The organism is Leifsonia sp. LS1 (genome assembly GCF_020521355.1).
Taxonomy (GTDB): domain Bacteria; phylum Actinomycetota; class Actinomycetes; order Actinomycetales; family Microbacteriaceae; genus Leifsonia.
Map to the genome: position 1 here is coordinate 265,702 of NZ_BPER01000005.1, position 22,557 is coordinate 288,258.

Consider the following 22,557-nt stretch of genomic DNA (forward strand, 5'->3'; position numbering starts at 1 on the left):
GCGGAGCTCTGAGACATGCGGGGGCCAGCCGCTCACCACCTCAGCGACCCCGGCACCCCCTTGAACGGCCCGACCACGGCGCTCGTGATCCAGCCGCCGTAGAAGCCTCCGGGTTGCGGGGTGACGGCCTCCCCGTCGACCGTGCACTCGTCCATCTGCTGCGCGTAGACGGCGACGCGGCCTCGGAGCGACTCGTATCCGGGCGATGGATGCGGGTAGTTCCACGCGCACGCGGTCCGCACCTCGCCTCCGCCGCGCACGTCGAGATAGCGTGCGGTGCCCTTGAACTCGCAGAACGACGAACCGTCGGCGTCGGCCAGCGCGCCAGGAGCGAAGTCCGCTATCGGGAGGTAGTAGACCGGGGGATGGCTGGTCTCGAGCACGCGGACGACGTCGTTCGTATCGACGATGAACTGCCCGCCCAGGCGGATGGTGACAGCGGCGGTGACGCGTTCGATGCGTGGCGGTCTCGGGTAGTCCCACACGGACTCCTGCCCCGGTCCGGGGGTCTCGGGACGCGGTCGGGACACCTGTTCACTCTATGCCGGCGGTGCTTCACTGGAGTATGGCCGTCTCCCCGATGTTCCCGCTCGGATCCGTGCTGTTCCCCTTCGTGCCCATCCCGCTGCGGGTGTTCGAGCCGCGGTATCTGACCCTGGTCGGACGGCTGCTCGACGAGGACGAACCGGGATTCGAATTCGGCGTCGTCCTCATCGAGCGCGGGTCCGAAGCCGGGGGCGGCGACCAGCGCGCCGCCGTCGGGACGATGGCGCGTCTGGTGAGCGCCGCCGCGGGCGCGGACGACCTCCTCATCGTCGGCGTGGGAACCCGGCGGTTCTCGGTCGAACGCTGGGTCGACGACGACCCGTATCCGCGGGCCGAGCTCGCGATGCTGCCGGAGCTGGAGTGGTCGGAGGCGCTCGCACCCCTCCTGGCCGAGGCCGAAGCGATCGTCCGCCGCTCGATCGCCCGCGCCGCGGAGCCGTCGTCCGACGCCGACATCGAGCTGTCGGACGATCCCGTCGCGGCCGCGTGGCAGCTGGCGGCGCTCGCCCCGCTCGGCGAGTACGACAGGTACACGCTGCTGCGGGCGACGTCGGTGGGAGGTCTGCTGCGTCAGGTGATCGACCTGACCCTCGACGCGGAGGAGCTCTGGGCAGCAGGGGGAGGTGTCTGATCACGTGCCGAATGCGAGGCCATAGCCGCGCTTCGACATATCTGCCAGAGTGCTGCTGTGACGACTGACGCCACTCGACGAGTGAGCCCGGCACCACGGGTCGTGCCGGCGCTCTGCATTCTGCTCACGACCTGGGTGCTCCTGTGGCTCGCACAGGGCGTTCCCACGGTGTGTGCGCTCGCGTACCCGTGCCCCGATCCCGACGTCCGTGTCGCTCCGGCACTGCTCTTCGGCGGGCTCATGCTCGTGCCGACGGCGAGCCTGCTCCTCACCGCTCGCGGACGACGCTCCGCGGGCTGGGTGCGGGGCCTCTCGTACACCGTGCTCGTGGGGTTGGCGGTCGTGGGCCTGGGAGCCGTGTTGTTCTCGGGAGGGTTCGGCATCCCGTCGATGTTCTGAGCGTTGCCTACGGCTCCACCACCCCGCCGCTGTGCACCTGCCGCACCTCCACACCGCCGTCCCCGCGGATGGCCGGGTTCGTCGCGGCGATCGCCAGTGCCGCATCCAGGTCGTCCGCCTCGATGACGTAGACGCCCGCCACGGCGACGGGGGCGTCCACGAACGGGCCGTCGGTCACTCCATCGGCACGCACGGAGCGGGCGAGGTCGCGTGGAGTGAACGCGTAGGCGGCCCGCATGGCGCCGGAGGCGGCGAGCTCGTCACCGTGGCCGTTCGGCTCCGCGAGGTCCTCGGGGGTGGCGTCGAGGCGGTGGGCGGAGTCGTTCGCGTAGATCAGGACGGCGTACTGGGGCACGAGGGTGGTCCTTTCGACGGACTCGACGGTACACGCGACACCGGGGACCATGGCGTCCGCCGTCGTTCGGGACAACCGCGGTAGGGCGCGAAGCGGCGGTCGTCCCGAAAAAGGGCGCTCGCCGGCCCACCGCTGCCACCCCTTCGGGGCTGATGCGGCATCCCGCAGGCTCCGCCAGGATCGGCAGAGACGATTCGGTGGGCAGGCGCCGCTGCCGCCCGGGCCCATCGTCGACGACTCGTTCGGGCCTGCCGCCTCCGACGGGTACACGGCCGACCACACGAACGGCGATCCCAACGCCCTGTACGTCAACGTCCAGTATTTCGATGGCGATGCGTTCGCGTTCTCTGCACTGTGTGTCGCCTCGGGCGATCCAGCAGCCCCGAAGGTCGAGTTCATCCGCACGCTGGACTGACGGGCCCGCCGCGCGGTCGTCTGCGGTCCGTCCGGACGTTCGCGGCGCGGCGCTCAGTGGCATACGTTGCGTGGCGTAGCAGTCGCCGTGCGAGGCGCGCGCATCACCAGCGTCGCTTGATCGCGCCCTTCGGGCCGGTGACCAGGCTCGCGGCGGGCACATCCTCCGCCACCACGGTCCCGGCGGCGATCACCGCGTCGCGGCCGATCGTCACCCCGGGGAGGATGGTCGCGCCGGCGCCGATCCACGCGTTCTCCTCGACGACGATGGGGCCGCCGGTCAGCCAGGTGCGGCGGTCGTCGGTGTCGACGGGGTGGCCGACGGTGATGAAGGTGACCTTCGGGGCGACCATGACGCGTTCGGCGAGGCGGATGCCGGCGTAGTCGAGGAAGGTGCAGTTCTGGTTGATGAAGACGCGTTCGGCGAGTTCCAGGTTCAGCCCGTGGTCGGTGAAGAACGGCGGGTAGATGGTGGTGCGGTCGGGAACGGGGCTGCCGAGGATCTGCGCGAGCAGCCCTGCCTTGCCGGCCTCGTCGTCGAAGGGGAGGACGTTGAGGCGGGAGGTCAGAGCGGTCACCTTCAGGACGCGCTGCGACATGGCCTGGAACTCGGGGCTGTGGATGCGCATGAGGAGGTCGCCGGGCATGGGGAGGGCCTCTCAGAGTTCGCGGGAGTGGAAGACGGCCTGGAGTCGGAGCTCCCGACGCGTGGTGTTCAGCGAGAGGAGGTCGAGGACCACCGAGCTGCCGACCCAGGTTGCGCCGACATGCTCCACCAGTCGTTTGAGCGCCAGCAGCTGGCTCCCCGTGTCCGCGACGTCGTCCACGGCGAGCACGCGGTCCGCGCTCGTCACGACGCCACGGCGCAGTCCCATCGTCAGGTGGCGGTCGCGGTAGTCGGGCGGCGTCGTGACGGTGATCCAGTTGTCGCTGTCGATCAGCCGGACCGGATCCTTCGCGACCGCACCGAAGCCCGCACCCATCTCGGCGGCGACCAGCGGGCCGAGGAGGTGCCCGCTGGACGGTGGACCGATCACGACCGTCGGCGCGGCCTCCGCGAACGGTGCGGCGAGCAGGGGCCCGATCCCGGAGAGGATCTCGGGGTCGCGCCACAACCGCTGGAACTCGACATAGCTCGAGCGCGTGCCGTCGTCGGTGACCCATTCGAAGAGGTCAGCCATCCGCGCGCGGACGGGGGAAGCCGAAGAGGTCACGGCGACGAGACTACCGCCACGCGACGTCACCGGATGGAATCATCCGTCCCGTGGCTGGCCACCCAACGGAAGACCACGCCGTTGCGCTGGGCCTCGACGATGCGATCGTGGTCGGCACGCGTGCGCTCGGCCATCCGTGCGAAGGCGGCGACGGCCACCGGGTTGCTTCCGGGATGGTCCCGGCGGAGGGTCGTCCGGTCGCCCCCGGTGGACAGGTACTCGACGGCGAACGCGTCGCCGAGCTCGTCGGACAGCCGGCCGGCCAACGACAGCCCGTCGGCGTCGAACGCCGCGCTGAACTCCTCGCGCACTTCGTGGTGGTCGTCGAGAATCATGTAGTAGCGGTCCTCCCAGGTCTGCAGGTCCCTGGCGAGCTCCGGGCTGATGTGCGCATCCTCGTAGGCCACCGGCCCCGGCGAGAACCAGATCACCGAGTCCGCGTAGTCCGGGAAGACCCGGACGACGGTCGTGAGGTACTCCACGGGATCGTCCACAGCGACAACCTAGCGGCCCGCAGCCCCGATGTCGCCCCCTCCCGCTACGCTTCCCGCATGTCCATCGAAGTGCTGCCCGCGACCGGACGCTGGGACGATTTCGCGACGTTCATGGTTCCGCGCAAGCCCGGAGGCGGGGGATGCGTGTGCATGTCGTACCGGGATGCGCGGCTCGACATGCCCGCGCGGATCGACTACATGCACGCCGAGTGCGAGACGGAGCCCGGGCCCGGGGTGCTGGCCTACCTCGACGGGGAGGTGGCGGGGTGGTGCTCGGTCGCGCCGAAGTCGACCTACCGGCGGCTGTTGAACTCGCGGACGATCCCGCACCTGGACGAGGAGCTCGACCCGTGGTCGATCGTGTGCTTCGTGGTGCGTGGCGGGTTCCGTAAGCGGGGGCTGATGCACGAGTTGCTCGACGGGGCGGTGGAGCACGCGCGGACATCCGGAGCGGCGATCGTGGAGGGGTACCCCGTCGACACCGACGGGAAGAAAGTGGATGTGATCAGCGGGTACGTGGGAACGGTCGCGCTGTTCGAGCGACACGGGTTCGAGCGCTACGCCGAGACGAACGCGCACTCCGGGGGAGCGGACCGGTGGGTGATGCGGCGGACGCTGCGCTGACACCGGCCGGCCCGGAGACGAGCGTCGCGGTTAAACACGACCACCGCCGGCCCGGGCGGGGCGGCGGGAGTCGGTGCCGGGAGAGTGCTCACCCGGCGGTGATGCGGCGGCGGTAGGCGACCATGGCGAAGGCGTAGGCGAGCACCAGGATGCCGACGCACCAGGCGAGGGCGATCCAGATGTCGGTGCCGACGGGCTGGCCGGCGAACAGGGCGCGGATCGAGTCGACGATGGAGGTCACGGGCTGGTTCTCCGCGAACCAGCGGACGGGACCGGGCATGCTCTCGGTGGGCACGAACGCCGAGCTGATGAACGGCAGGAAGATGATCGGGTAGGCGAAGGCGCCCGCCCCGTCCACCGTCGTGGCCGACAGGCCGGCGATGACGGCGATCCAGGTCAGCGCCAGGCTGAACAGGATCAGGATGCCGGCGACGCCGAGCCAGGCGAGCACGCTCGCGCCGGTGCGGAAGCCGACCAGCAGGGAGACGAGCACGACCAGGACCACCGAGATCATCGTGGAGACGAGCGACGTGAGCACGTGGGCCCACAGGACGCTCGACCGGGCGATCGGCATGGACTGGAAGCGCTCGAAGATGCCGCCCTTCAGGTCCATGAACAGCCGGTACGAGGTGTACGAGACCGCCGTCGCCACCGTGATCAGCATGATCCCGGGCAGCAGGTAGTCCACGTACGAGCCCGAGAACGAGCCCGTGTCGATCGCGCCTCCGAACACGAACACGAACAGCAGCATGAACGCGATCGGCATGAGGGCGGTGGTGATGATGGTGTCGAGGCTGCGCGTGATGTGGCGCATGGACCGCCCGGTGAGGACGGTGGTGTCGCTGATGAAGGTCGCGGTGCTCATGACTCCTCCTTCGGGGTGGGCTCGCCGACGATGGCGAGGAAGACGTCTTCGAGGCTGGGCTGCTTCTCCACGTACTCGACCTGCGCTGGCGGGAGCAGCTGCTTCAGCTCGGCGAGGGTGCCGTTCGCGATGATGCGGCCCTCGTGCAGGATGGCGATGCGGTCGGCGAGCTGCTCGGCCTCGTCGAGGTACTGCGTGGTGAGCAGCACGGTGGTGCCGCGCCCGGCGAGCTCCTTCACCGCGTCCCACACCTCGATGCGGGCCTGCGGGTCGAGACCGGTGGTCGGCTCGTCGAGGAAGACCACCGGCGGGTCGCCGATGAGGCTCATCGCGATGTCGAGCCGGCGGCGCATGCCGCCCGAGTAGGTGGAGACCCTGCGGCCTCCGGCCTCCGTGAGCGAGAAGCGGGAGAGCAGTTCGTCCGCGATCGCGCCGGGCTTCTTCCGATGGCGCAGCTCGGCGACGAGGACGAGGTTCTCCCGCCCGGTCAGGATCTCGTCGACCGCGGCGAACTGCCCGGTCAGGCTGATGGAGTCGCGCACCTCCGCCGCCTCGGTGGCGACGTCGAAGCCGTTCACGACGGCCTCGCCGGCATCGCCCTTCAGCAGGGTCGAGAGGATCTTGACCGCCGTGGTCTTGCCGGCGCCGTTGGAGCCGAGCAGGGCGAAGATGCTGCCGCGCTCGACTTCGAAGTCGACGCCGCGCAGGACGCTGAGCTTCTTGTAGGACTTCTCGAGACCGTGCACCCGGATGGCCGGGCCGCGGTCGAGGGTGGTGGCGGTCATTGGTCCGTCCCCTTCTTCTCGGCCTCCTCGACGGCGGCGTTCAGGCGGGCGCGCTCCTTGTCGATCCAGCGCTTGCCGGTGTAGGCCTCGGCGAACGCCTCCGCGAACTCGACCGGGTCGTCGCCGACGATGTCGCGGACGGGGGTCCCGTCGGCCGCGGCGCGCTCCCAGAGCTCGACGAAGTCGCCCATCATGGTGAGGAGAGTGTCGCCGTCCTCGACGCCGCCGTTGTACATGAAGTACCGCTGCACGGCCTTCGCGACGGCGTTGTAGGGCTCGGGCAGGGCCTCCAGCCGCGCCCGGTACTGCCGGTACTGCTTCTTCTGCTCGAGCGATCCCGTGATCGCCTCGACCCATTTGGCCGCCATCTCAGTTCTCCCCTTCGTGTCGGAGCTGTTCCAGTCGTTCTGCGAGGAAGCTCCACGTCCTCCAGAACTCGTCGAGGTACTCGTGACCCGCCCGGTTGAGCGAGTACACCTTGCGCGGCGGGCCCTTCTCGGACGGGACCTTCTCCACGTCCACGAGGCCGCGCTGCTCGATCCGCACGAGGAGCGCGTAGATGGTGCCCTCGGCGATGTCGGTGAAGCCCTGATCCCGCAGCCACGAGGTGATCTCGTAGCCGTACGCGGGCCGGGCCTGGAGGATGGCGAGGACGATGCCCTCGAGGGTTCCCTTGAGCATCTCCGTCGCTTGCTTGCTCATCGGACGCTCCTTCCGGCTACTCAGTGTTGCTTGGTACTGCTAGATAGTAACGCCGAGTACCGGTAGATAGCAACACTGAATAGCTAGAGTTCTGCGACGCGGCTCGAGGGCCGCATCAGAAGCAGCCGGAGCGTGCGGCGAGGGCGCGAGCCCGGGCCGGCGACGGGAGGCCGCTACTCCCGCACGTGCGCCCCGCGCCGCCGCGGGACGGTGCGTCCGTCGTGCAGCTCGATCACACGGTCCGCGCGTGCCATGAGGATCGGGTCGTGCGTGGTGACCACGGCCGCGACCCCCGCGTCGTGGACCAGTTCGACGAGCAGGTCCATCATCGCGGCACCCGTCACGCTGTCGAGCTGGCCGGTCGGCTCGTCGGCGAGCAGCACCTGCGGGCGGGCGGCGAGCGCGCGGGCGATCCCGACGCGCTGTTGCTGGCCGCCCGAGAGCTCGGCGGGACGCTGAGCCGCATGACCGCCGAGGCCGACGCGATCGAGGAGCTCGGTCACGCGGGCGTCGCGCACGGCCGGGTCGACGCCGAGAAGGCGCAGCGGCACCTCCACGTTCTCGGCGGCGGACAGCACGGGCACGAGGCCGAACGCCTGGAACACGAACCCGACACGGGAGCGTCGCACGGCGACGAGCTGCGACTCGCTCGCCGTGGTGAGATCGAGCTCGCCCAGCCGCACGGTGCCGGAGGTGGGGGTGTCCAGCCCGCCGAGCACGTTCAGGAGGGTGGTCTTGCCCGAGCCGGAGCGGCCGCGCACGACGAGCAGCTCGCCGGGGTGGACATCCAGCGAAACGTCGTCGAGGGCGGTGACGGGGCCGGCGGCGGTGGAGAAGATGCGGCCGACGCCGTCCGCGCGCAGCAGCGGCACGAGCCTCTCGCCGTCGCGCGCCGCGCCGGAGACGGGTGCGCCCAGTGCGTCGTCAGTGCTCACCGGAGGCCTCCTCGTCGTGGTCGTCGGCGTGCGGCCACACGCCCACGTGGTCCGTCTCGAGTGCGAGCCGCACCCGGTCGCGCAGGTCGAGGCTGCTGAGGTACTCGGGCGGCAGCTGGAGGCGGCCCACCTTGTCGAGCACCGCGAACTCCTCGGCGATGGTGTGCTCGTCCCCGGCCGCGGTGACCCCGGTGCGGCGGAGCACCTCGGTCGACGTGCGTCCGTCCCGGATCTGCACGGTGCGGGCGACGTGCTCCGACACGGCCGGGTCGTGGGTCACGATGAGCGTGGTGACGCCGAGCTCCCGGCTCACGCCGCGCATGGCCTCCAGCACGTCGGCCGAGGTGTGCTCGTCGAGCTCGCCGGTCGGCTCGTCCGCGAGGAGCACAGCAGGCTCGTTCGCCAGGCCGACGGCGATCGCGACGCGCTGCTGCTCGCCGCCGGACATCTCGGCCGGCCGGCGGTCGGCGCAGTGCGAGACCTCGAGCAGGTCGAGCAGATCGCGGCTGCGGGCGACGCGGTCGGGGCGGCGGGCGATCGTCATCGTGAGGGCGATGTTCTCGCGCGCGGTCAGGTAGGAGAGGAGATTGCGGGAGGTCTGCTGCCAGACGAATCCGACCGTGCGGCGTCGATAGTCGACGCGCTGCTTCGCCGTCATCGTCAGGAGGTCACGACCGGCGACCGACGCCGCGCCGGCGGTCGGCTTGTCGAGTCCGGAGAGGATGCCGAGCAGCGTCGACTTGCCCGAGCCCGAGGCGCCGACGATGGCGACGAGCTCGCCGCTGCGGACCCGCAGGGTGAGGCCCTGGAGCGCCTGCACCTCCACCCCCTCCGCGGTGAAAATGCGCACGAGGTCGGAGCACTCGATGCCCGCGTCCGTCCTGCCCGATGTCATGGCTGTCATTCTTCCCCTCCTGCCCGGAGCACCGCGGCCGGCGAGCGGCGCCGTGCGACGGCGAGTGCGATGAGCGTGACGGCGAGGGTCACGAGGACGAACCCTCCGGCCGCGGCGGCGATGAGCAGCGGGTCGACGACGACCGCGGGAGCGATCGGTCCGCCGGTGAAGCCGCTGAGGTCGATCGGGGCGAGCACGATCGCCGGGAGCGCGAGCCCGACCGCGATGCCGGCGACCAGCCCCGCGACGAGCAGGGGGCCGAGCTCCCACGCCAGCAGTGCGCCGGTCTGGCGCGCGGTGTAGCCGATGGTGCGCAGTGTCGCGACCAGCCGGGTACGGGAAGCCGCGCCGATGACGAGGGCGAGCAGGAGCGCCCCCACGCACATCAGTGCGGAGAGCGTGATCGAGAGGAGGGCGATGGTCTCGAGGCCTGCGACGAGGGGAGCCGCCCGCAAGGTCTCCTGCTCCCGCTGGGCGTCGCCGATCGTGGCGCCCGTGCCGGCGATCGCGGCGAGCTCGTCGTGCACCGTCGCGGCGTCGGCGCCCGGTGCGAGGGAGACCAGCACGGTCTGCGGGCGCCCGGTGAGCCCGGCCGACGCGGGTAGCGCGGTCCGGTCGATGATCACCCACTGGGCGTCCCGGATGTAGACGCCGGGTGCGAAATCGAACTCCGTCACGCCGAGATGCACGGCGGTGCCGGCGTAGAGGATCGCGCTCGTGACAGGGATGGTCGGGTCGAAGCCGCCGATGACGGCGCCGGTACGCGCCCGATCCTTCTGCACCAGCGCGGAGGAGACGCGGGCGGCCTCCGGGATGCCCGACTGCACCCGGGCGAGCTCCGCCGGGTCGACGAGGTAGCCGGAGAGGTCGCCGCCCTGCGACCCCGCCTGTACGCGCACCCCTCCCGCCCACTCCACGACGGCGCTCGCCGCGACGCCCCGCACCGAACGCAGACGCTCGACCTGCTCGTCCGTGAAGGTCGTGGGCGCCGTCACGCTCAGGTCGGCTCCGACGCGGGCGAGGGCGCCGCTCTCGATGCCCGCCCGCTCCGTGCTGAGCACGCCGGCGGAGAAGACCGCGATGGCGACCCCGGTCACGACCGCGAACACCGGCCACAGGCCGCCCGCGCGGGAGCGGAGCGCGCTGGTCGCGCCGATGAAGGCGACGGGCCCTCGGCGGCGGCGCAGCGCGCGTGTCAGCCACGACAGCGGCACCGGGTAGACCCGGAGCACCACGACGCACGCAGCGAGGGCGAGGAGCACCGGGGTGAGGGCGAGCAGAGGGTCGACGCCCAGGCCGGCGGAGGCCGGCTCGGGCCCGCGCTGCAACAGGGCGGCGACGCCCAGCGCGGCGAGGCCGAGCACGAGGACCTCCAGCACCCACCCCCAGCGGCGCCGGGCCGTCCGTCCGCCGCGCAGGTCGTCGCCCGGGCCGAGGCGCCCGGCCGCCGCCGCGCTGAGCGCCGGAGGTGCGAGCGCGCACGCGAGGGCGAGCGCGACGGGAAGCAGGAGGCTGTCGGCGCCGGGCGTGAGAAGCAGGGCGGCGACGAGCCCGAGACCGGCTCCCGGCACCGAGACGAGCGCGGTGTCGATCGCGAGTTCGCGTCGCAGGCGTGCCGGCGAGGCGCCGCGCGCCGCGAGCAGGGCCAGCGCCTCCCGTCGCCGCCCGAGCAGCAGGCGCACGCCGAGCACGAGGACGGCGAGCGCCACGCCGAGCGGTCCAGCGGCCAGGATCGCGAACAGGGTGTTCGCCGGCTGGGCGCGGGCGCTGTAGGCGTCGAGGGTGCGGTCGAGGGACGTCGAGAAGCGCAGGGTCGTCGGCACGCCGCCGAAGGACGGGGTCGGCGCGGCGGAGAGGAAGCGGCCGAGCGCGGAGCGGACCGGGTCGAGCAGGGAGACCGAGAGAGCCGCCGGGGCGACGGGGAACCAGCCCTGGGTGAAGGTTCCGGCGAACAGCGGGGCGACGCGCGTCCACGACCCGGGATCGACCCAGGCGACGGCGCGGTAGAGCTTGCCCGCGTCGCCCCGGTCGACATAGCTTCCGTGCGCGCGAACGGTCTCGAGGGACCAGAAGTCGGAGCCGGTGTCGAGCGGGCGGACGGTGCCGGAGAGCCGGAGCCGGAACGCGGAGCCGGAGGAGGCGGTGCGCGTCTGGCCGACCGTCCAACCGACCAGGCGTGCGGCGTCCGTCGTCAGGACGACGTCGACGGTGGGTGGGGTTGCGGTCGTGCCGACGGTCGCGATGGGGGACGGCCAGGCTCCCGCGTCGAGGGCGGCGGCAGCGCGGAGGCGCGCGTACGACTCGACGACCGTGACGTAGCGGCTGTCGGAGGCCGCATCCGGCGGCCCGGTGGTCGTGGCGTCGTCGCTGCGGGAGGCATAGTCCCCCGTGCCGGTCACCGCGCGCAGCGCGGGCGCCATGGCCGAACGCGCCGAGGCGAGCGCTCCCGGCATCCGCTGCCAGACCGCGCCCGGCTCGGCGGTCCCGCCGAACGATCCGCCTCCCGCCGATTGCACAGTGCCGGTGATGGTGGAGGTGAGCAGGTCGCGGTTGACCGGTGTCGCCTCCTCCACGCGGTAGCGCAGCTCGGCGCCGAGCAAGCCCTCGGCGAATCGCGGCCAGGCCGAGACGGCGGTCGTCGCGATGAGCACGACCACGCCGAGCAGCGCGAGCGCGCCCCGCGAGGCTGCGAACGCGCGGGCGGCGAGACCGGTGCCGGAGAGGAGCGAGCGCCGGCTCATCGGGTCTCCTCCCGGTGCGCGGTGTCGAGCACCTGGGCGCGCACGGCACGCCCGTAGAGCCAGAGCACGACGCCGACGGCGAGCGCGAGGGCACCCAGCGCCGCCGGCAGGGCCGCATCGATGCGCCCCTGGACCGACAGCGTGCTCGGAGCGGTCACGACGGAAAGGCGGGCCAGCGCGTTGCCCGCCAGCAGGACGACGGCGAGGCCACCGAGCAGGCCGACGATCGCCGCACCCGCGACCACGCCTCCGAGCTCCCACCGCCGGGCGGCGGCCTGCTGGCGGGAGCCGACGCCGACGGCGCGCAGCACCACGACCTCCCCGCGCCGGGAGCGCAATGCGGAGAGCGCGGTCGCGGCGAGGGCGACCACCGCGAGCAGCGCGCATCCCGCGGCCCCCAGCCAGAGGGCGGCGACGGCGCTCCCCAGGAAGCGAGCGACGAAGGCGCCGGAGGCGTCGGTGACGACGGCGTCGGGTCCCGCGGCCTGCGCCGCCGCCCGGGCCACGCGCTGCGGGTCGGGGGCGGCGAGCCAGACGGAGCCCAGGCGGGGGATCGTGGGCGACGTGCTGAGGAGGCGATCGTCGAGCGCGGGCAGATCGATGAGCACGGCGTTCTGGTCGGCGGTGCCGGGGACGGCGTCGACCACTCCGGCGACGGTGCCGGTGACCGATCCCCACGGGGCGTCGATGTCGATGCGCGAGCCGCTCCCGAGCCCGGAGGACTCGGCCGCAGCGCGGGTGACCAGCACGGGCAGCTCGTCGGCGGCCTTCGGGAGGAGGCGCACGACGCTCTCCCGTCCGGCAGCGACGAGGGGCGCGTCGAAGCCGAGCCCGCCGTCGTCCAGCGCGGTCGCCTGAGCCCCGGTCCCGGAATCCCGGAACGCGCGGGGTTCCGGCCGCCAGCCCGGGGTCGCCACGGTCGCCCCGGACGTCAGGCCGGTGAGCCGCACCTGCGCCGCGGAGGCGGTGTCGCCGGGGTCGAGATGCACGTCCACCGCCCGCAGGCGCCAGGGGCCGCCGGTCGTCGGGAGCGTCGCCGACACCGTGCCGGCCGCGCCTCCGGCCGACGGAGCGGCAGGCAGGGGAGCGAGGGCGCCGTCGTCGTCCGCGATCCAGAAGATGACGCGGAGGGCGGGAGGCGGAACGGACGCGTCGGGTGTCGTCGCGGTGGCCACGACCGAGATCGTCCGGGCATCGGCGCCGAGCGGAGCGCCGGGGAACGGGTCGCCGGAGCCCAGCTCCTCCTGGGCGGTGAAGGCGTCGAACATGTACGACCCGGTGTCGAAGAGCTGCGCGAGCGTCGGCGCGTGAACCGCGACCACCGTCACATCGGCCTGGCCGAGCGTGGCGTCGGAGATCAGCGCGGGGACGGCGGACGTCACCGTCGGGATCCCCCCGAGCCGCGCCGTGTCCGGCAGGTCCTCCGGACCCCGGACGCTCCCCGCGATACTCCTGTCCACCCGTACGTCCGCCCCCGTGACGAGCCGGGAGGAGTCGTGCAGGAACCCGGACCAGGTGCCGGCGTAGCCGGCGGCGAACGTCGCTGCGCCGACGCTCAGGACGATGAGGGCCGCCGGGGCGGCGACGAGCCCGACGCCGCGGCTCACCTGCCGCGCGGGCAGGACGCCGGACAGCCGACGCCGGCGGGCGGCCAGACGCTCCAGCACGCCTGCAGCCGGTCCGAGCAACACCAGCGCGAGCACGGAGACGGCGCAGAGCACCGCCGCCGGAGCGATGGTCCCGACGGGATCGACGCGGCCGTCGGCGTCCGGCGCGCCGAACGCCAGGAACCGCCAGAGCGAGACAGCCGCGGCGGCGAGGGCGAGCACCCCCAGGCTCAGCGGGGCGGCCGAGCGGGCACGTCCCGCCTCGGCGGGACCGAGGGCCCCGTCGGCAGCGCGGGCGGTGAGGGCCGTGACGACGGCGGCCACGGAGACGGCGGCCACGACGACCCCGAGGGCGGGCACGAGGGTCGCGAGCACGACCTCCCGGATCGGGGTCCCCGACGCTCCGGCGACGTCTTCCACGAGCACGACGGAGAGGGCCGCTCCGATCGCGGTGGCGATGGTCGCCACCAGCGCGGCCTCGACGGCATCGGCACGGACGAGCCTCCCGACGGAGGCGCCGCGGGCTCGGAGCACGCGGGTTTCGAGCAGGCGGGAGCGGGCGAGGAGCCGTGCCAGCAGCACCAGGGCCGCCACCGCGCTCACGGCGAGCAGCGCGAGGGGCGCCGGCAGCACGGCCGCGAGCGCGCCGATCGACCGCTGCATGTCGGCCGTCGTCGACGCGGCCTCGCCGAGCGACGAGAAAGGGGAGGAGGAGGCGTCCGCCTCGGTGAGCGCGTCGGACGCGCCCGCGAAACCGGCCCGCAGGTGCGGGAGGTCGGCCGCCGTCACGCGCTGGGGATCCGGGGCGATCGCCCACTGGGCCGTCGCCGAGTCCGTGACCTGCGCGAGCAGCGCGGCGCTCCCGATCGCGCGGCCGTCCGTGCCGTCGACTCCCGCCGTCACCCCCAACCACGCCGGTGCGGAGGCGTCCGTGGGCGACCAGACGCCGGAGACGACGACAGGGGTGCCGCCCGTGCCGGTGTCCGCGTCGGCGCTGAGCCGGAGGCGCGATCCGGGGGCGAGGCCGGCCTCCCGGGCCAGCGTCGCGTCCACGGCGATCTCGTCGGTGGCAGCGGGCCAGCCTCCGGAGCGCAGCGTGACCCGGTCTCGCAGCTCGGCGTCGTCGGAGAGCACGAGGGCGGAGCGCCCGTCGCCCAGGTCGACACCGGACGCGAAGGCGGTGCGGTCGACGGTGACGGGTGCCCCGTGGAACAGTCGCGACAGCACCGACCGCACCGTGCGGTCCTGCTCGTCGGCCTCGCGCGGATCGAGAGCCGCCTGGTACGTCTCGGCGACGGTGGCGGCCGGTCCCGCCTGCACCGTCTGCCGCACGGCGTTGTTCGGGGAACGCACGGCGAGCCCGGCCATGGTGCACGCCAGGAAGGCGATGACCAGCACCGTGAGGGCCGAGGACGCGAGCACCCCGGTCTGTGCGAGCGAGCGCTGCGGCCAGAACGCGCGGAGGCGTTCTTCGGTCGGAGCCCCCACGCGCATCCACACACCGTATCGCGGACGGGACGGCGAATTCGCGCGCGGACGAGCGCGCCTGTCAGGGTGATCGTCAGTGCGGATGGTCAGTGTTCCGAACGGACGATCGCGTCGATGAAGCCGGCGACGCCCGTCACGACGAGGTCCGCGACGCCGTGCGCGTCGAGCGGCGAGGACCTCAGGGTCTTCATCCCGTGATCGGCGCCCGGGACCGGGATCACCCGGACGCCTGGTCGTCCCGCCACTTCGTCGGCGACCGTCGCCGCGGTGCCGAACGTGTCCCGGTCGCCCTGCAGGACGAGCACCGGAACCTCGGGGAGCAGGAGCTCGTCGAGCCGCGAGCGCTCGGGTCGCCCCGGCGGGTGGAGCGGGAACGCGAGGCACACGACCCCGACGGCCTCCACCTCCTCCGCGGTGCGACAGGCGACGCGGGCGCCGGCGCTGCGACCGCCGACGACGAGCGGGAGGCCCTCCGCGAGCGAGCGCACCAGCGCGGCGGTCTCGCGCCAGGCGAGGTCGAGGGCCGCGGGTCGGGAGGCGACGCGCTTGCCGGCGACACGCCACGGCTGCTCGTACCGGGCCACCGTGACATCCCGTTCCGGCAGCGCGCGGGCGAGGGCGACGAGGTCCGGTGCGTCGATCCCGCCACCCGCACCGTGCCCGAGCCAGAGGAAGGCGCGCGGCGAGGCGGCCGCGGCGACCACGAGGCGGCCGGGCCCGAGCGAGCTGGGGGCGGAGAGGTCCATCGGTCCGACGGTACCGGACGCCTCGGGGAGGTGCGACGCCGGTGCTGCCGGGCGAGCACAGCGGGGTCGCATTCCGCCGCTTCGAGCGCGCCGAAGCGGCGGAATGCGACCCCTCTGCGCGCGCCGATGCGGCTCAGTTGTCGGCGGCGGCGCTGCGCTGCGGTCGCACGAAGACCAGCAGCGCCAGGTGCACCACGGCCAGGCCGGTCGCGACGGCGACGGCGGTGAGCCAGCTGCCGGAGGTGGTGCCGCCGCTGAAGAGCAGGCCTAGGACGGTCGTCGCCACGATCGCCCCGACGTAGCGGGAGGTCTGGAAGATGCCCGCCGCGACGCCGCTGTCCTGGGGGCGGGCGGAGGCGTACAGCGCCTGGTTCATCGCGATGCTCACGACGCAGTACGGAACGCCCAGGGCGGCCGTGAGCAGGAGCACAACCCAGGGAGCCGTCGACGCCGATGCGACGGCGAGGAGCCCCGCTCCGACGATCAGCGCCGACGCGCCCCACAGCAGGGTGGTGCGCAAGCCGACCCGCTCGATCGCGCGTGCCGCCAGGGGAGTGGCGACGATGGTGACGGCGGCGAGCGGGAACATCAGCAGCCCCGCGACGCCCGCAGGGTATCCGGCGTGGGCCTGCAGATACTGCGGGAGGCCGAAGAACGCCGAGTAGTAGACGACGCTGAAGATCGCGAAGGACAGGTAGACCATCATCAGCCGCCGGTTGGCGGCGAGCAGGCGCAGGTCGAGGAACGGGTGGGCGGTGCGCAGCTCGCGCCACACGAACAGGGCGCCGGCCGCGACGAAGACGGGGATCAGCCACCAGAGCGGCGCGGGATGCAGATCGAGCAGGAACACGAGCACGGCGCTCAGCGTCGTGACGAAGAGCAGGATGCCCGGGATGTCGGACTCCGCCAGGGTGCGCGACAGGGGCACGCGCTCGCGGTCGGCGTCCCGGGGCGCGAACAGCCACACGCCGGCGAACGCGAGCACCGCGAGGGGCACGTTCACCCAGAAGATCGCCTGCCAGCCGAGGAAGGTGACGAGCGCTCCGCCGAGCACGGGCCCGATCGCCGCGCCCGAGGTGTTGGCGATCTGCAGCCTCCCGAGCAGCCGCGGGGTGCCGACGTCGGTGCCCGCGGAGAGCGGCCGCAGCATCGCGATGGCCGACGGGAACGCGGTCGCCGTGCCGATCGCGAGCGCTACACGTCCGGCGCAGACCGCGGCGAACGACTGCGCGAACGGCGTGACCGCGCACGAGATCGCGACCACGATCATCCCGAACAGGAACAGCCGGCGTGGACCGAACCGGTCGGCGAGCCGGCCCATGAGCGGCTGCCCCGCGGCCGACGCCAGGTAGAACGAGGTGACGACCCAGGTGACCGTCGTCACGTCGACACGGAAGTCGCGCTGCAGCGACACCAGCGCGACCGCGATCATCGACGAGTTGAGCGGGTTGAGCACCGTCCCGACGCTGAGCGCGGCGACGGCCGCGCCCACCCGGCTCCCGCGGGGGCGCGGCGGCTGGGCGGGAGGAGTCACCCGCCCAGCCTAATCAGCCGGCGTCAGCCGTCGAGGTCGGCTGTCGTCATCGGGATGGTGGAGCGGTAGGGGTACGCCGGCACACCGCCGTACTCCTCCTCGTCCGCCAGCTCGTACACGTCGTACGCGAGAGCACCGGCGAAGAGGGTGGCGACGCGGATCTCGCCCGGCGGACATCCGCCGATCAGGGGCACGACCACGACGCTGTCCAGGGTCTGGCCGTCCTCGTAGAGGAGAGCCGCTTTGATGGTTCGCGTGAGAGCGTCCATGCGGCGGACTCTACGCCGCACGTGGCGGATCACTTGACGGCGCGCCCGCTCGCCGCGAAAGTGGGACCGGAGGAACCGATGGGCACACTGATCTACGACGGCGCGGACGGATTCGCGTTCGACGACCGCGTGCTGGCCCACCTGCAGGCCGTCATCGCGACGAAGCTCCGTCGCCGGGAGGGCTTCCTCCTGATCTGGACCGACCGCACCGGCGGCATCGAGGGCACCCTGCGTTCGATCTGGCTCGACCCGTCGATCAGCCTGCAGTTCGTCTTCGCGCATCCCGAGCTCCCCGAGCTCAACCGGGACTGGCTGGGGCTGCTCACCGAGCGCGCGAACGGCAACAGCGGGCTGGTCCTGGAGGACGCCCTCCGCGCCGAGATCCGTGAAGAGGTCCCGGCCGGCAGCTTCGCGGCCGCGCGGGCGCACCGGAGGGACGCCTGATGGGCACGCTCCTCTACGGCAGCACGCAGGAGTACGAGTTCGACGACCGCACTCTCGCCCACGTCAAGATCGCCGTCGTCACCAAGCTCCGCCGCCACGAGAGCTTCCTGCTCAACTGGCAGGTTCCCGCCGAGCAGGGCGGCGGCCGCATCAGCCTGTGGATCAGCCACGAGGTCCCGCTGGCGTTCCTCTTCGCCGGCAGCCGTCCTCCCGCCCTCAACGAGCGCTGGATGGAGGCCCTCCTGCACTCCAGTCAGCGCACCGGAGGCATCGTCGTCATGCGCGAGGAGGAGGCGGAGGCCGGGCGGATCGACGAGTAGGACCGCCGTCAGGCGAGCCCGTTGAGCTCGAGGAAGAACGCGTCGGCGGCGGCCTGCGCGGCAGCCCGGTCCGATCGGGGGCGTGCGGGGCGCTCCGCCGCCCGCTGCAGCTCGTCGTCGACGTAGCGGCGCAGCACCGCGGGCGGCTCGCCCGCTCCCAGCTCGCGGGTGACGGCCTTCTGCGCGATCAGCTCCGTCGCGGCCTCCGCCACTCCGGCCGGCGGCTCCGACTCGGCCAGGAGCGTGGGCAGGTCCATCGGCGCGACGGACTCGGCGGGGTGGGCGTGCAGCCATCCCAGGACCGCCGCGGGGCGCAGCGCGTAGAAGAACCGCTTGAGGCGGCCGTCCAGACCGTCACGGTGCCGGACGCCGATGTGGAGGTAGTGGTCGAGCACCCGCTCGCGGTCGAGCACGTCGGCGGCGAGCCGGAGCATCCCGTCGCGGAACGCCGCGTCACCGGTGTAGACGATGGGGGAGCGCAGCCATTCGACGACGGTGGCGTTGCCACCCACGAGGAGCGAGAGGGCCTTGCGGACGTCCCAGCCGTTGACGTCGTAGATCGCGTCGAGCGGGGTCTCGATGACGTCGCGCAGCGGGGTGAGGCGCAGATAGTCGGCGGTCGGGCGCAGGTAGAGGAACCGGCCGTCGTAGTCGCTGTCGGGTGACGGGAAACCCCAGGCGCGGCTCCCGCTCTCGATCGCCCACGGGATGACGACACCCTCCTCCTCCGCGAGGCGGGCGAGACGGGCGTCGATGTTCGCGACGACGGAGACGTCGAGGGTGTCGGGGACGGCGCGCATGAGCCCGATGCTATCGGCCGCGCGTCAGGGGATCAGCGCGATCTTCCCGCCGGGGTGCCCCTCCGCGAGGAAGCGCAGCGCCTCGGGAGCCTCGGCCAGCGGGTAGGTGCGCGCGATCGGCACCTGCAGGCGGCCGCTTCCGGCGAGCTCCAGCAGCGGCGACCGCACCGAGTCGCGGTAGGCCTGGCTCTCGGGCTGGGCGCCGAAGACCGCGGCGAACCCCTCCTGCGCGGCGCGCGCCGCAGCGACGATCGTGACGATGCGGGAGCGGTCGGCGACGAGCTCGAGGGAGACGTCGACGGCCTCGTCCGTGCCGACCGTGTCGAGTGCCGCGACGATGGGCGCATGGGTGGCGTGCCTGACCCTTTCGGCGAGCCCGTCGCCGTACTCCACGGGCGTTCCGCCGAAGCGGCGCACCCGGGCGAAGCTCGCCTCGCTGGCGGTTCCGACGACGTGGACGCCGAGCTCGCCGGCCTGCTGCAGGACGCTGACGCCGACCGCGCCGGAGGCGCCGTGCGCCAGGATGGTCTCTCCGGCACGGGCCCGGACCGTGTGCAGCATCTGCGCCGCGGTCGTTCCGGCGAGCAGAAGGTTGGCGGCCTCCTCGTCCGGCAGCCGGTCCGGCTTGGCGAAGACGTCCTTCGCGGGCACGGTCAGCTCCTCCGCGTATCCGCCCTGGATACGGAACGCGACGACGGCGTCGCCGACCTGCGCGTCGCCGGAGCCGATGCTCGTCCCGGGGCCGATCGCGGTCAGGACTCCGGCGACCTCGTAGCCGATCGGGATCGGCAGCTCCGCGCCCGGGCGCGGAGCTGAGACGTGCTTGTAGTCCGCCGGATTGACCCCGGCGGCGCGCACCCGGATCGTCACCTCTCCCGCGGCCGGCGCGGCGACCTCCCGATCCACGAACTCCCAGCCCTCCGGCTCACCCCACTGCGTCGCGATCCACTGTCGTGCCATGCGGTCAGTCAACGCCCGGAGGCTGTGTGCCGGCTCCGTGTCGTCGCGTGGCGCCGCCAGGAGGAGACGGCGCCGTCAGGACGAGACGGCGCCGTCAGGAGGAGACCGGGTCCGTCGCGCGGCCGCTGTGACGTGCGCGGCGCGAACGGGTGCGGGCCAGCCGCAGCATCTGCGCGGTGGAGCTGTCGTCCAGTTCGACGAGGGGGCTGCGGGACTTCACGAAATCGCTGAACGACCGATAGCCGAGCGCCTTCTCGCTGAACGAGGGGTCCATCCGCTTCATCTGGCCCTTCACCGACGAGCTGTGCAGCCACTCGGTGTCGTCCTTCTCGTGGCCGAGCTGCAGGGCGCGGGTGAGCAGCCGGGTGGCCTCCGCCTGCAGCTCGTCGTCGGACTGCTCGCCGTCGGCGGGTTCCGCGGCCTCCGCGGCCGGAGTCGCGGCCGGGCGTTTGCGGCGGGAGCCGCGGCTCCGGGCGGGTGCGGCGTCGTCGGCGGTCGCGGCGTCGTCGGCGGGTGCGGCCGCGTCGGCGGCACCGGCCGCGCGTACATCGGGTGTGTCGGCCGACTCCGTGGGGGCCGGGCGCTGGTCCGCGGCGGCGGCACGTGAACCGGCTGAGGCGGTGCGCGCCGGTGCGGTCGTCGCCTCGGCCCCGGCCTCCGTGTCGTCCGCGTCGTCCGGGTCGGTCGCGTCGTCGTGCGCAACACCGGGGATGTCGTCGTAGCTGTCGAACTCGTCGCACGCCGCGGCGAGGGACTTGGCGGTGGACCCGGCCACCCCGATCCCGATGACGTAGCGGCCGAGGCGCTTGATGCGCTGGGCGAGCGGCACGTAGTCCGAGTCGCCGGCGACGACCACCACGTGGGTCAGCTCCGGGAGGCGGAAGAGGTCTTCGACAGCGTCCACCGCGAGCCGGATGTCGGCGCCGTTCTTCGCGTACGCCGCGGCGGGGAAGAGCTGCACGAGGTCGACGGCCCTGCCCACCAGCTGCCCGCGGTACTCCGCGTTCACGGTCGCGGACCAGTCCGCGTACGCCCGGGTGAGCACGAGGGTGCCGAACGACGACGCGAAGTCGATGATCGCGCCCAGGTCGACCCGGGCCTCCTCGAGCTTCGCCGCGAACGTGGGCTTCGGCTTGTCGCCCGCGGACTTCTGGCGGTCGCGCATGAACTGCCCGCGCCCGTGCACCTGGTCGTACCGCGAGATGATGATGTTGTCGAAGTCGATGTAGACCGCGACGCGGCCGTGCCCAGGTTCACTCATGGCCCCACGATATCCCGCCTGAGCGGTGCGCGATCTGGACCGAATGTGGGGAAAGCGTCACGCTTTCCCCACATTCGGTCCAAATCGCGCCCGGGGTCAGGCGGTGACGTACGTGTCGGCGACGTCGAGCGCCGCGTCGATGGCGGCGAGGCCGCGGCGCAGCTCATCCTCCTCGATCACCAGTGGCGGCGCGATGTGCACGCGGTTGAAATGCGTGAACGGCCAGACGCCCGCCTTCTTGCAGGCGGCGGCGACGGCGGCCATCGGCGCGGCGTCGGCGCCCGCGGCGTTGAACGGCACGAGCGGTTCCCGCGTCCCACGGTCGCGCACCAGCTCGAGCGCCCAGAACAGGCCGCGCCCGCGCACCTCGCCGAGCGAGGGGTGCCTGTCGAGCCAGGAGGTGACCTCCGGCGCCACGACGCGCTCGCCGAGATCGCGCACGCGCTCCAGGATGCCGTCCCGCTCGAACACCTCGAAGGTCGCGACGCCCGCGGCGCACGCCAGCGGGTGCCCGGAGTAGGTGAGTCCGCCCGCGAACGCGACATCGTCGAAGTACGACGCGATCGGCGCGGAGATGACGACGCCGCCCAGCGGCACATAGCCCGAGTTGACGCCCTTGGCGAAGGTGATGAGGTCCGGCACGACGTCGAAGGCGTCCACGGCGAACCACTCGCCGATGCGCCCGAAGCCGACCATGACCTCGTCGGCGATGTAGACGATCCCGTACTTGTCGCACAGGGCCCGCACGCCGGGCAGGTAGCCGGGCGGCGGTACGAGCACCCCATTGGTGCCGACCACGGTCTCGATGATGATCGCGGCGACCGTGGCGGCCCCCTCCAGCACGATGACGCTCTCCAGATGCTCGAGCGCGCGCTGCGTCTCCTCCTCCGGGGTGGTCGAGTGGAAGGCGGAGCGGTACGCGTACGGCCCGAAGAAGTGGGCGACCGAGGGGTCGCTCGGCTCGTTCGGCCAGCGGCGCGGATCCCCGGTCAGCGAGATGGCCGTCGACGTGCCGCCGTGGTAGGAGCGGTACATCGACAGCACCTTGCGCCGGCCGGTGACCCGGCGGGCGAGGCGCACGGCGTACTCGTTCGCGTCCGCGCCTCCGTTGGTGAAGAACACCTTGTCGAGGCTGCCGGGCGCGACGCCGGCGATGCGGCGCGCGAGCTCCCCGCGCACGTCGTTCGCCATCGACGGCTGGATGGTCGCGAGCCGTCCCGCCTGCTGCTGGATGGCGGCGACGAGGTCCGGGTGCTGGTGGCCGAGGTTGAGGTTCACCAGCTGCGAGCTGAAGTCCAGGTACGCGTTGCCCTGATAGTCCCAGAAGGTCGACCCGGAACCTGCGGCGATGGGCAGCGGGTCGATCTGCGCCTGCGCGCTCCAGGAGTGGAACACGTGGCTGCGGTCGTCGCTGCGCACCTGGGTCTCCGCGTCGGTGTCGCCGAACGGGTGCCGCACGCCGCGGCGGTCGTCGAAGCCGGTGCGGGCTGTGGTGGGGAGGGTGTCGGTCACGGGAGGCTCCTCGGTC

The 22,557-nt window shown here is 72.7% G+C and carries 26 protein-coding genes; 6 read left to right on the forward strand and 20 right to left on the reverse strand.

Annotation, left to right across the window (positions count from 1 at the left end; all coding sequences use genetic code 11):
• Positions 1-32 precede the first annotated feature (32 nt).
• Entirely contained in the window at positions 33-530 is a 498-nt protein-coding gene (locus LLS1_RS11455; protein ID WP_226655649.1) for a DUF427 domain-containing protein, read from the reverse strand.
• A 35-nt stretch (positions 531-565) separates the two neighbouring features.
• Here LLS1_RS11455 and LLS1_RS11460 point away from each other — a divergent pair, with 35 nt between their 5' ends.
• Together LLS1_RS11460 and LLS1_RS11465 are read left to right on the forward strand one after the other, a co-directional pair.
• Positions 566-1,177, forward strand: coding sequence for an LON peptidase substrate-binding domain-containing protein (locus tag LLS1_RS11460; RefSeq protein ID WP_226655651.1), 612 nt, complete (start codon positions 566-568; stop codon positions 1,175-1,177).
• A 57-nt stretch (positions 1,178-1,234) separates the two neighbouring features.
• Positions 1,235-1,576 (forward strand): hypothetical protein, encoded by a 342-nt coding sequence (locus tag LLS1_RS11465; RefSeq protein WP_226655653.1) that lies wholly within the window; start codon positions 1,235-1,237, stop codon positions 1,574-1,576.
• Positions 1,577-1,583: 7 nt separating this feature from the next.
• On the opposite strand, the gene LLS1_RS11470 is transcribed toward LLS1_RS11465, so the two are convergent.
• Positions 1,584-1,931 carry a YciI family protein gene (locus LLS1_RS11470; RefSeq protein WP_223357355.1) on the reverse strand — a complete coding sequence of 116 codons (348 nt, stop codon included), beginning with the start codon at positions 1,929-1,931 and terminating at the stop codon, positions 1,584-1,586.
• A 49-nt stretch (positions 1,932-1,980) separates the two neighbouring features.
• Here LLS1_RS11470 and LLS1_RS11475 point away from each other — a divergent pair, with 49 nt between their 5' ends.
• Positions 1,981-2,346, forward strand: a complete 366-nt coding sequence (locus LLS1_RS11475; RefSeq protein WP_226655655.1) for a hypothetical protein — start codon at positions 1,981-1,983, stop codon at positions 2,344-2,346.
• A gap of 103 nt (positions 2,347-2,449) precedes the next feature.
• On the opposite strand, the gene LLS1_RS11480 is transcribed toward LLS1_RS11475, so the two are convergent.
• From LLS1_RS11480 to LLS1_RS11490, 3 genes are read right to left on the reverse strand one after another with little or no spacing between them, the layout of a single operon-like run.
• Complete coding sequence (locus tag LLS1_RS11480) at positions 2,450-2,992, reverse strand: sugar O-acetyltransferase (RefSeq protein ID WP_226655656.1); 543 nt, start codon at positions 2,990-2,992, stop codon at positions 2,450-2,452.
• Between the two features lie 12 nt (positions 2,993-3,004).
• Complete coding sequence (locus LLS1_RS11485) at positions 3,005-3,559, reverse strand: phosphoribosyltransferase family protein (RefSeq protein ID WP_226655659.1); 555 nt, start codon at positions 3,557-3,559, stop codon at positions 3,005-3,007.
• 26 nt (positions 3,560-3,585) lie between these two features.
• Complete coding sequence (locus tag LLS1_RS11490; protein WP_226655661.1) at positions 3,586-4,053, reverse strand: hypothetical protein; 468 nt, start codon at positions 4,051-4,053, stop codon at positions 3,586-3,588.
• Between the two features lie 57 nt (positions 4,054-4,110).
• On the opposite strand from LLS1_RS11490, the gene LLS1_RS11495 reads away from it, so the two are divergent.
• Complete coding sequence (locus LLS1_RS11495) at positions 4,111-4,677, forward strand: GNAT family N-acetyltransferase (RefSeq protein ID WP_226655663.1); 567 nt, start codon at positions 4,111-4,113, stop codon at positions 4,675-4,677.
• Between the two features lie 88 nt (positions 4,678-4,765).
• On the opposite strand, the gene LLS1_RS11500 is transcribed toward LLS1_RS11495, so the two are convergent.
• From LLS1_RS11500 to LLS1_RS11550, 11 genes are all read right to left on the reverse strand, one after another.
• Positions 4,766-5,542 carry an ABC transporter permease gene (locus LLS1_RS11500; protein ID WP_226655665.1) on the reverse strand — a complete coding sequence of 259 codons (777 nt, stop codon included), beginning with the start codon at positions 5,540-5,542 and terminating at the stop codon, positions 4,766-4,768.
• Positions 5,539-6,327: an ABC transporter ATP-binding protein gene (locus LLS1_RS11505; RefSeq protein ID WP_226655667.1), complete on the reverse strand. Its 789-nt coding sequence runs from the start codon at positions 6,325-6,327 to the stop codon at positions 5,539-5,541. Before LLS1_RS11505 ends, LLS1_RS11500 begins: the two co-directional genes overlap by 4 nt.
• Complete coding sequence (locus LLS1_RS11510; RefSeq protein WP_226655669.1) at positions 6,324-6,695, reverse strand: DUF1048 domain-containing protein; 372 nt, start codon at positions 6,693-6,695, stop codon at positions 6,324-6,326. The genes LLS1_RS11505 and LLS1_RS11510 overlap by 4 nt, the downstream gene beginning before the upstream one ends.
• A 1-nt stretch (position 6,696) precedes the next feature.
• Positions 6,697-7,029, reverse strand: coding sequence for a PadR family transcriptional regulator (locus LLS1_RS11515; RefSeq protein WP_025158723.1), 333 nt, complete (start codon positions 7,027-7,029; stop codon positions 6,697-6,699).
• Positions 7,030-7,202: 173 nt separating this feature from the next.
• Positions 7,203-7,964, reverse strand: a complete 762-nt coding sequence (locus LLS1_RS11520; RefSeq protein ID WP_374758262.1) for an ABC transporter ATP-binding protein — start codon at positions 7,962-7,964, stop codon at positions 7,203-7,205.
• Positions 7,954-8,859, reverse strand: coding sequence for an ABC transporter ATP-binding protein (locus LLS1_RS11525; protein WP_226655671.1), 906 nt, complete (start codon positions 8,857-8,859; stop codon positions 7,954-7,956). The genes LLS1_RS11520 and LLS1_RS11525 overlap by 11 nt, the downstream gene beginning before the upstream one ends.
• A gap of 5 nt (positions 8,860-8,864) precedes the next feature.
• The gene (locus LLS1_RS11530) at positions 8,865-11,600 is read right to left on the reverse strand and encodes an ABC transporter permease (protein WP_226655673.1); all 2,736 of its coding nucleotides are present in this window, start codon (positions 11,598-11,600) and stop codon (positions 8,865-8,867) included.
• On the reverse strand, positions 11,597-14,701 hold the full coding sequence (locus tag LLS1_RS11535; RefSeq protein ID WP_226655675.1) for a hypothetical protein: 3,105 nt from the start codon (positions 14,699-14,701) through the stop codon (positions 11,597-11,599). The genes LLS1_RS11530 and LLS1_RS11535 overlap by 4 nt, the downstream gene beginning before the upstream one ends.
• Before the next feature lie 80 nt (positions 14,702-14,781).
• Positions 14,782-15,441 carry an alpha/beta family hydrolase gene (locus LLS1_RS11540; protein WP_226655677.1) on the reverse strand — a complete coding sequence of 220 codons (660 nt, stop codon included), beginning with the start codon at positions 15,439-15,441 and terminating at the stop codon, positions 14,782-14,784.
• Between the two features lie 133 nt (positions 15,442-15,574).
• Entirely contained in the window at positions 15,575-16,975 is a 1,401-nt protein-coding gene (locus tag LLS1_RS11545; RefSeq protein WP_226655679.1) for an MFS transporter, read from the reverse strand.
• A 23-nt stretch (positions 16,976-16,998) separates the two neighbouring features.
• Entirely contained in the window at positions 16,999-17,244 is a 246-nt protein-coding gene (locus LLS1_RS11550; protein ID WP_223357324.1) for a hypothetical protein, read from the reverse strand.
• Positions 17,245-17,322: 78 nt separating this feature from the next.
• Here LLS1_RS11550 and LLS1_RS11555 point away from each other — a divergent pair, with 78 nt between their 5' ends.
• On the forward strand, positions 17,323-17,688 hold the full coding sequence (locus tag LLS1_RS11555; protein ID WP_226655681.1) for a hypothetical protein: 366 nt from the start codon (positions 17,323-17,325) through the stop codon (positions 17,686-17,688).
• On the forward strand, positions 17,688-18,008 hold the full coding sequence (locus LLS1_RS11560; RefSeq protein WP_226655683.1) for a hypothetical protein: 321 nt from the start codon (positions 17,688-17,690) through the stop codon (positions 18,006-18,008). Before LLS1_RS11555 ends, LLS1_RS11560 begins: the two co-directional genes overlap by 1 nt.
• 8 nt (positions 18,009-18,016) lie before the next feature.
• On the opposite strand, the gene LLS1_RS11565 is transcribed toward LLS1_RS11560, so the two are convergent.
• The 4 genes from LLS1_RS11565 to LLS1_RS11580 form a co-directional block, all read right to left on the reverse strand.
• Positions 18,017-18,808, reverse strand: coding sequence for a DNA polymerase beta superfamily protein (locus tag LLS1_RS11565; protein ID WP_226655684.1), 792 nt, complete (start codon positions 18,806-18,808; stop codon positions 18,017-18,019).
• Positions 18,809-18,832: 24 nt separating this feature from the next.
• Entirely contained in the window at positions 18,833-19,768 is a 936-nt protein-coding gene (locus tag LLS1_RS11570; protein WP_226655686.1) for an NADP-dependent oxidoreductase, read from the reverse strand.
• A 94-nt stretch (positions 19,769-19,862) separates the two neighbouring features.
• Entirely contained in the window at positions 19,863-21,029 is a 1,167-nt protein-coding gene (locus LLS1_RS11575; RefSeq protein ID WP_226655688.1) for an NYN domain-containing protein, read from the reverse strand.
• Positions 21,030-21,125: 96 nt separating this feature from the next.
• Complete coding sequence (locus LLS1_RS11580) at positions 21,126-22,541, reverse strand: aspartate aminotransferase family protein (RefSeq protein ID WP_374758263.1); 1,416 nt, start codon at positions 22,539-22,541, stop codon at positions 21,126-21,128.
• Positions 22,542-22,557: the final 16 nt, after the last annotated feature.

Excerpts from the sequence above, each read along its gene's own strand:
- LLS1_RS11460 (WP_226655651.1), top strand. The coding sequence starts at position 566 with ATGGCCGTCTCCCCGATGTTCCCGCTCGGATCCGTGCTGTTCCCCTTC.
- LLS1_RS11475 (WP_226655655.1), top strand. The coding sequence starts at position 1,981 with ATGGCGTCCGCCGTCGTTCGGGACAACCGCGGTAGGGCGCGAAGCGGC.
- LLS1_RS11480 (WP_226655656.1), bottom strand. The coding sequence starts at position 2,992 with ATGCCCGGCGACCTCCTCATGCGCATCCACAGCCCCGAGTTCCAGGCC.
- LLS1_RS11495 (WP_226655663.1), top strand. The coding sequence starts at position 4,111 with ATGTCCATCGAAGTGCTGCCCGCGACCGGACGCTGGGACGATTTCGCG.
- LLS1_RS11500 (WP_226655665.1), bottom strand. The coding sequence starts at position 5,542 with ATGAGCACCGCGACCTTCATCAGCGACACCACCGTCCTCACCGGGCGG.
- LLS1_RS11505 (WP_226655667.1), bottom strand. The coding sequence starts at position 6,327 with ATGACCGCCACCACCCTCGACCGCGGCCCGGCCATCCGGGTGCACGGT.
- LLS1_RS11510 (WP_226655669.1), bottom strand. The coding sequence starts at position 6,695 with ATGGCGGCCAAATGGGTCGAGGCGATCACGGGATCGCTCGAGCAGAAG.
- LLS1_RS11515 (WP_025158723.1), bottom strand. The coding sequence starts at position 7,029 with ATGAGCAAGCAAGCGACGGAGATGCTCAAGGGAACCCTCGAGGGCATC.
- LLS1_RS11525 (WP_226655671.1), bottom strand. The coding sequence starts at position 8,859 with ATGACATCGGGCAGGACGGACGCGGGCATCGAGTGCTCCGACCTCGTG.
- LLS1_RS11530 (WP_226655673.1), bottom strand. The coding sequence starts at position 11,600 with ATGAGCCGGCGCTCGCTCCTCTCCGGCACCGGTCTCGCCGCCCGCGCG.
- LLS1_RS11535 (WP_226655675.1), bottom strand. The coding sequence starts at position 14,701 with ATGCGCGTGGGGGCTCCGACCGAAGAACGCCTCCGCGCGTTCTGGCCG.
- LLS1_RS11540 (WP_226655677.1), bottom strand. The coding sequence starts at position 15,441 with ATGGACCTCTCCGCCCCCAGCTCGCTCGGGCCCGGCCGCCTCGTGGTC.
- LLS1_RS11550 (WP_223357324.1), bottom strand. The coding sequence starts at position 17,244 with ATGGACGCTCTCACGCGAACCATCAAAGCGGCTCTCCTCTACGAGGAC.
- LLS1_RS11555 (WP_226655681.1), top strand. The coding sequence starts at position 17,323 with ATGGGCACACTGATCTACGACGGCGCGGACGGATTCGCGTTCGACGAC.
- LLS1_RS11560 (WP_226655683.1), top strand. The coding sequence starts at position 17,688 with ATGGGCACGCTCCTCTACGGCAGCACGCAGGAGTACGAGTTCGACGAC.
- LLS1_RS11565 (WP_226655684.1), bottom strand. The coding sequence starts at position 18,808 with ATGCGCGCCGTCCCCGACACCCTCGACGTCTCCGTCGTCGCGAACATC.
- LLS1_RS11570 (WP_226655686.1), bottom strand. The coding sequence starts at position 19,768 with ATGGCACGACAGTGGATCGCGACGCAGTGGGGTGAGCCGGAGGGCTGG.
- LLS1_RS11575 (WP_226655688.1), bottom strand. The coding sequence starts at position 21,029 with ATGAGTGAACCTGGGCACGGCCGCGTCGCGGTCTACATCGACTTCGAC.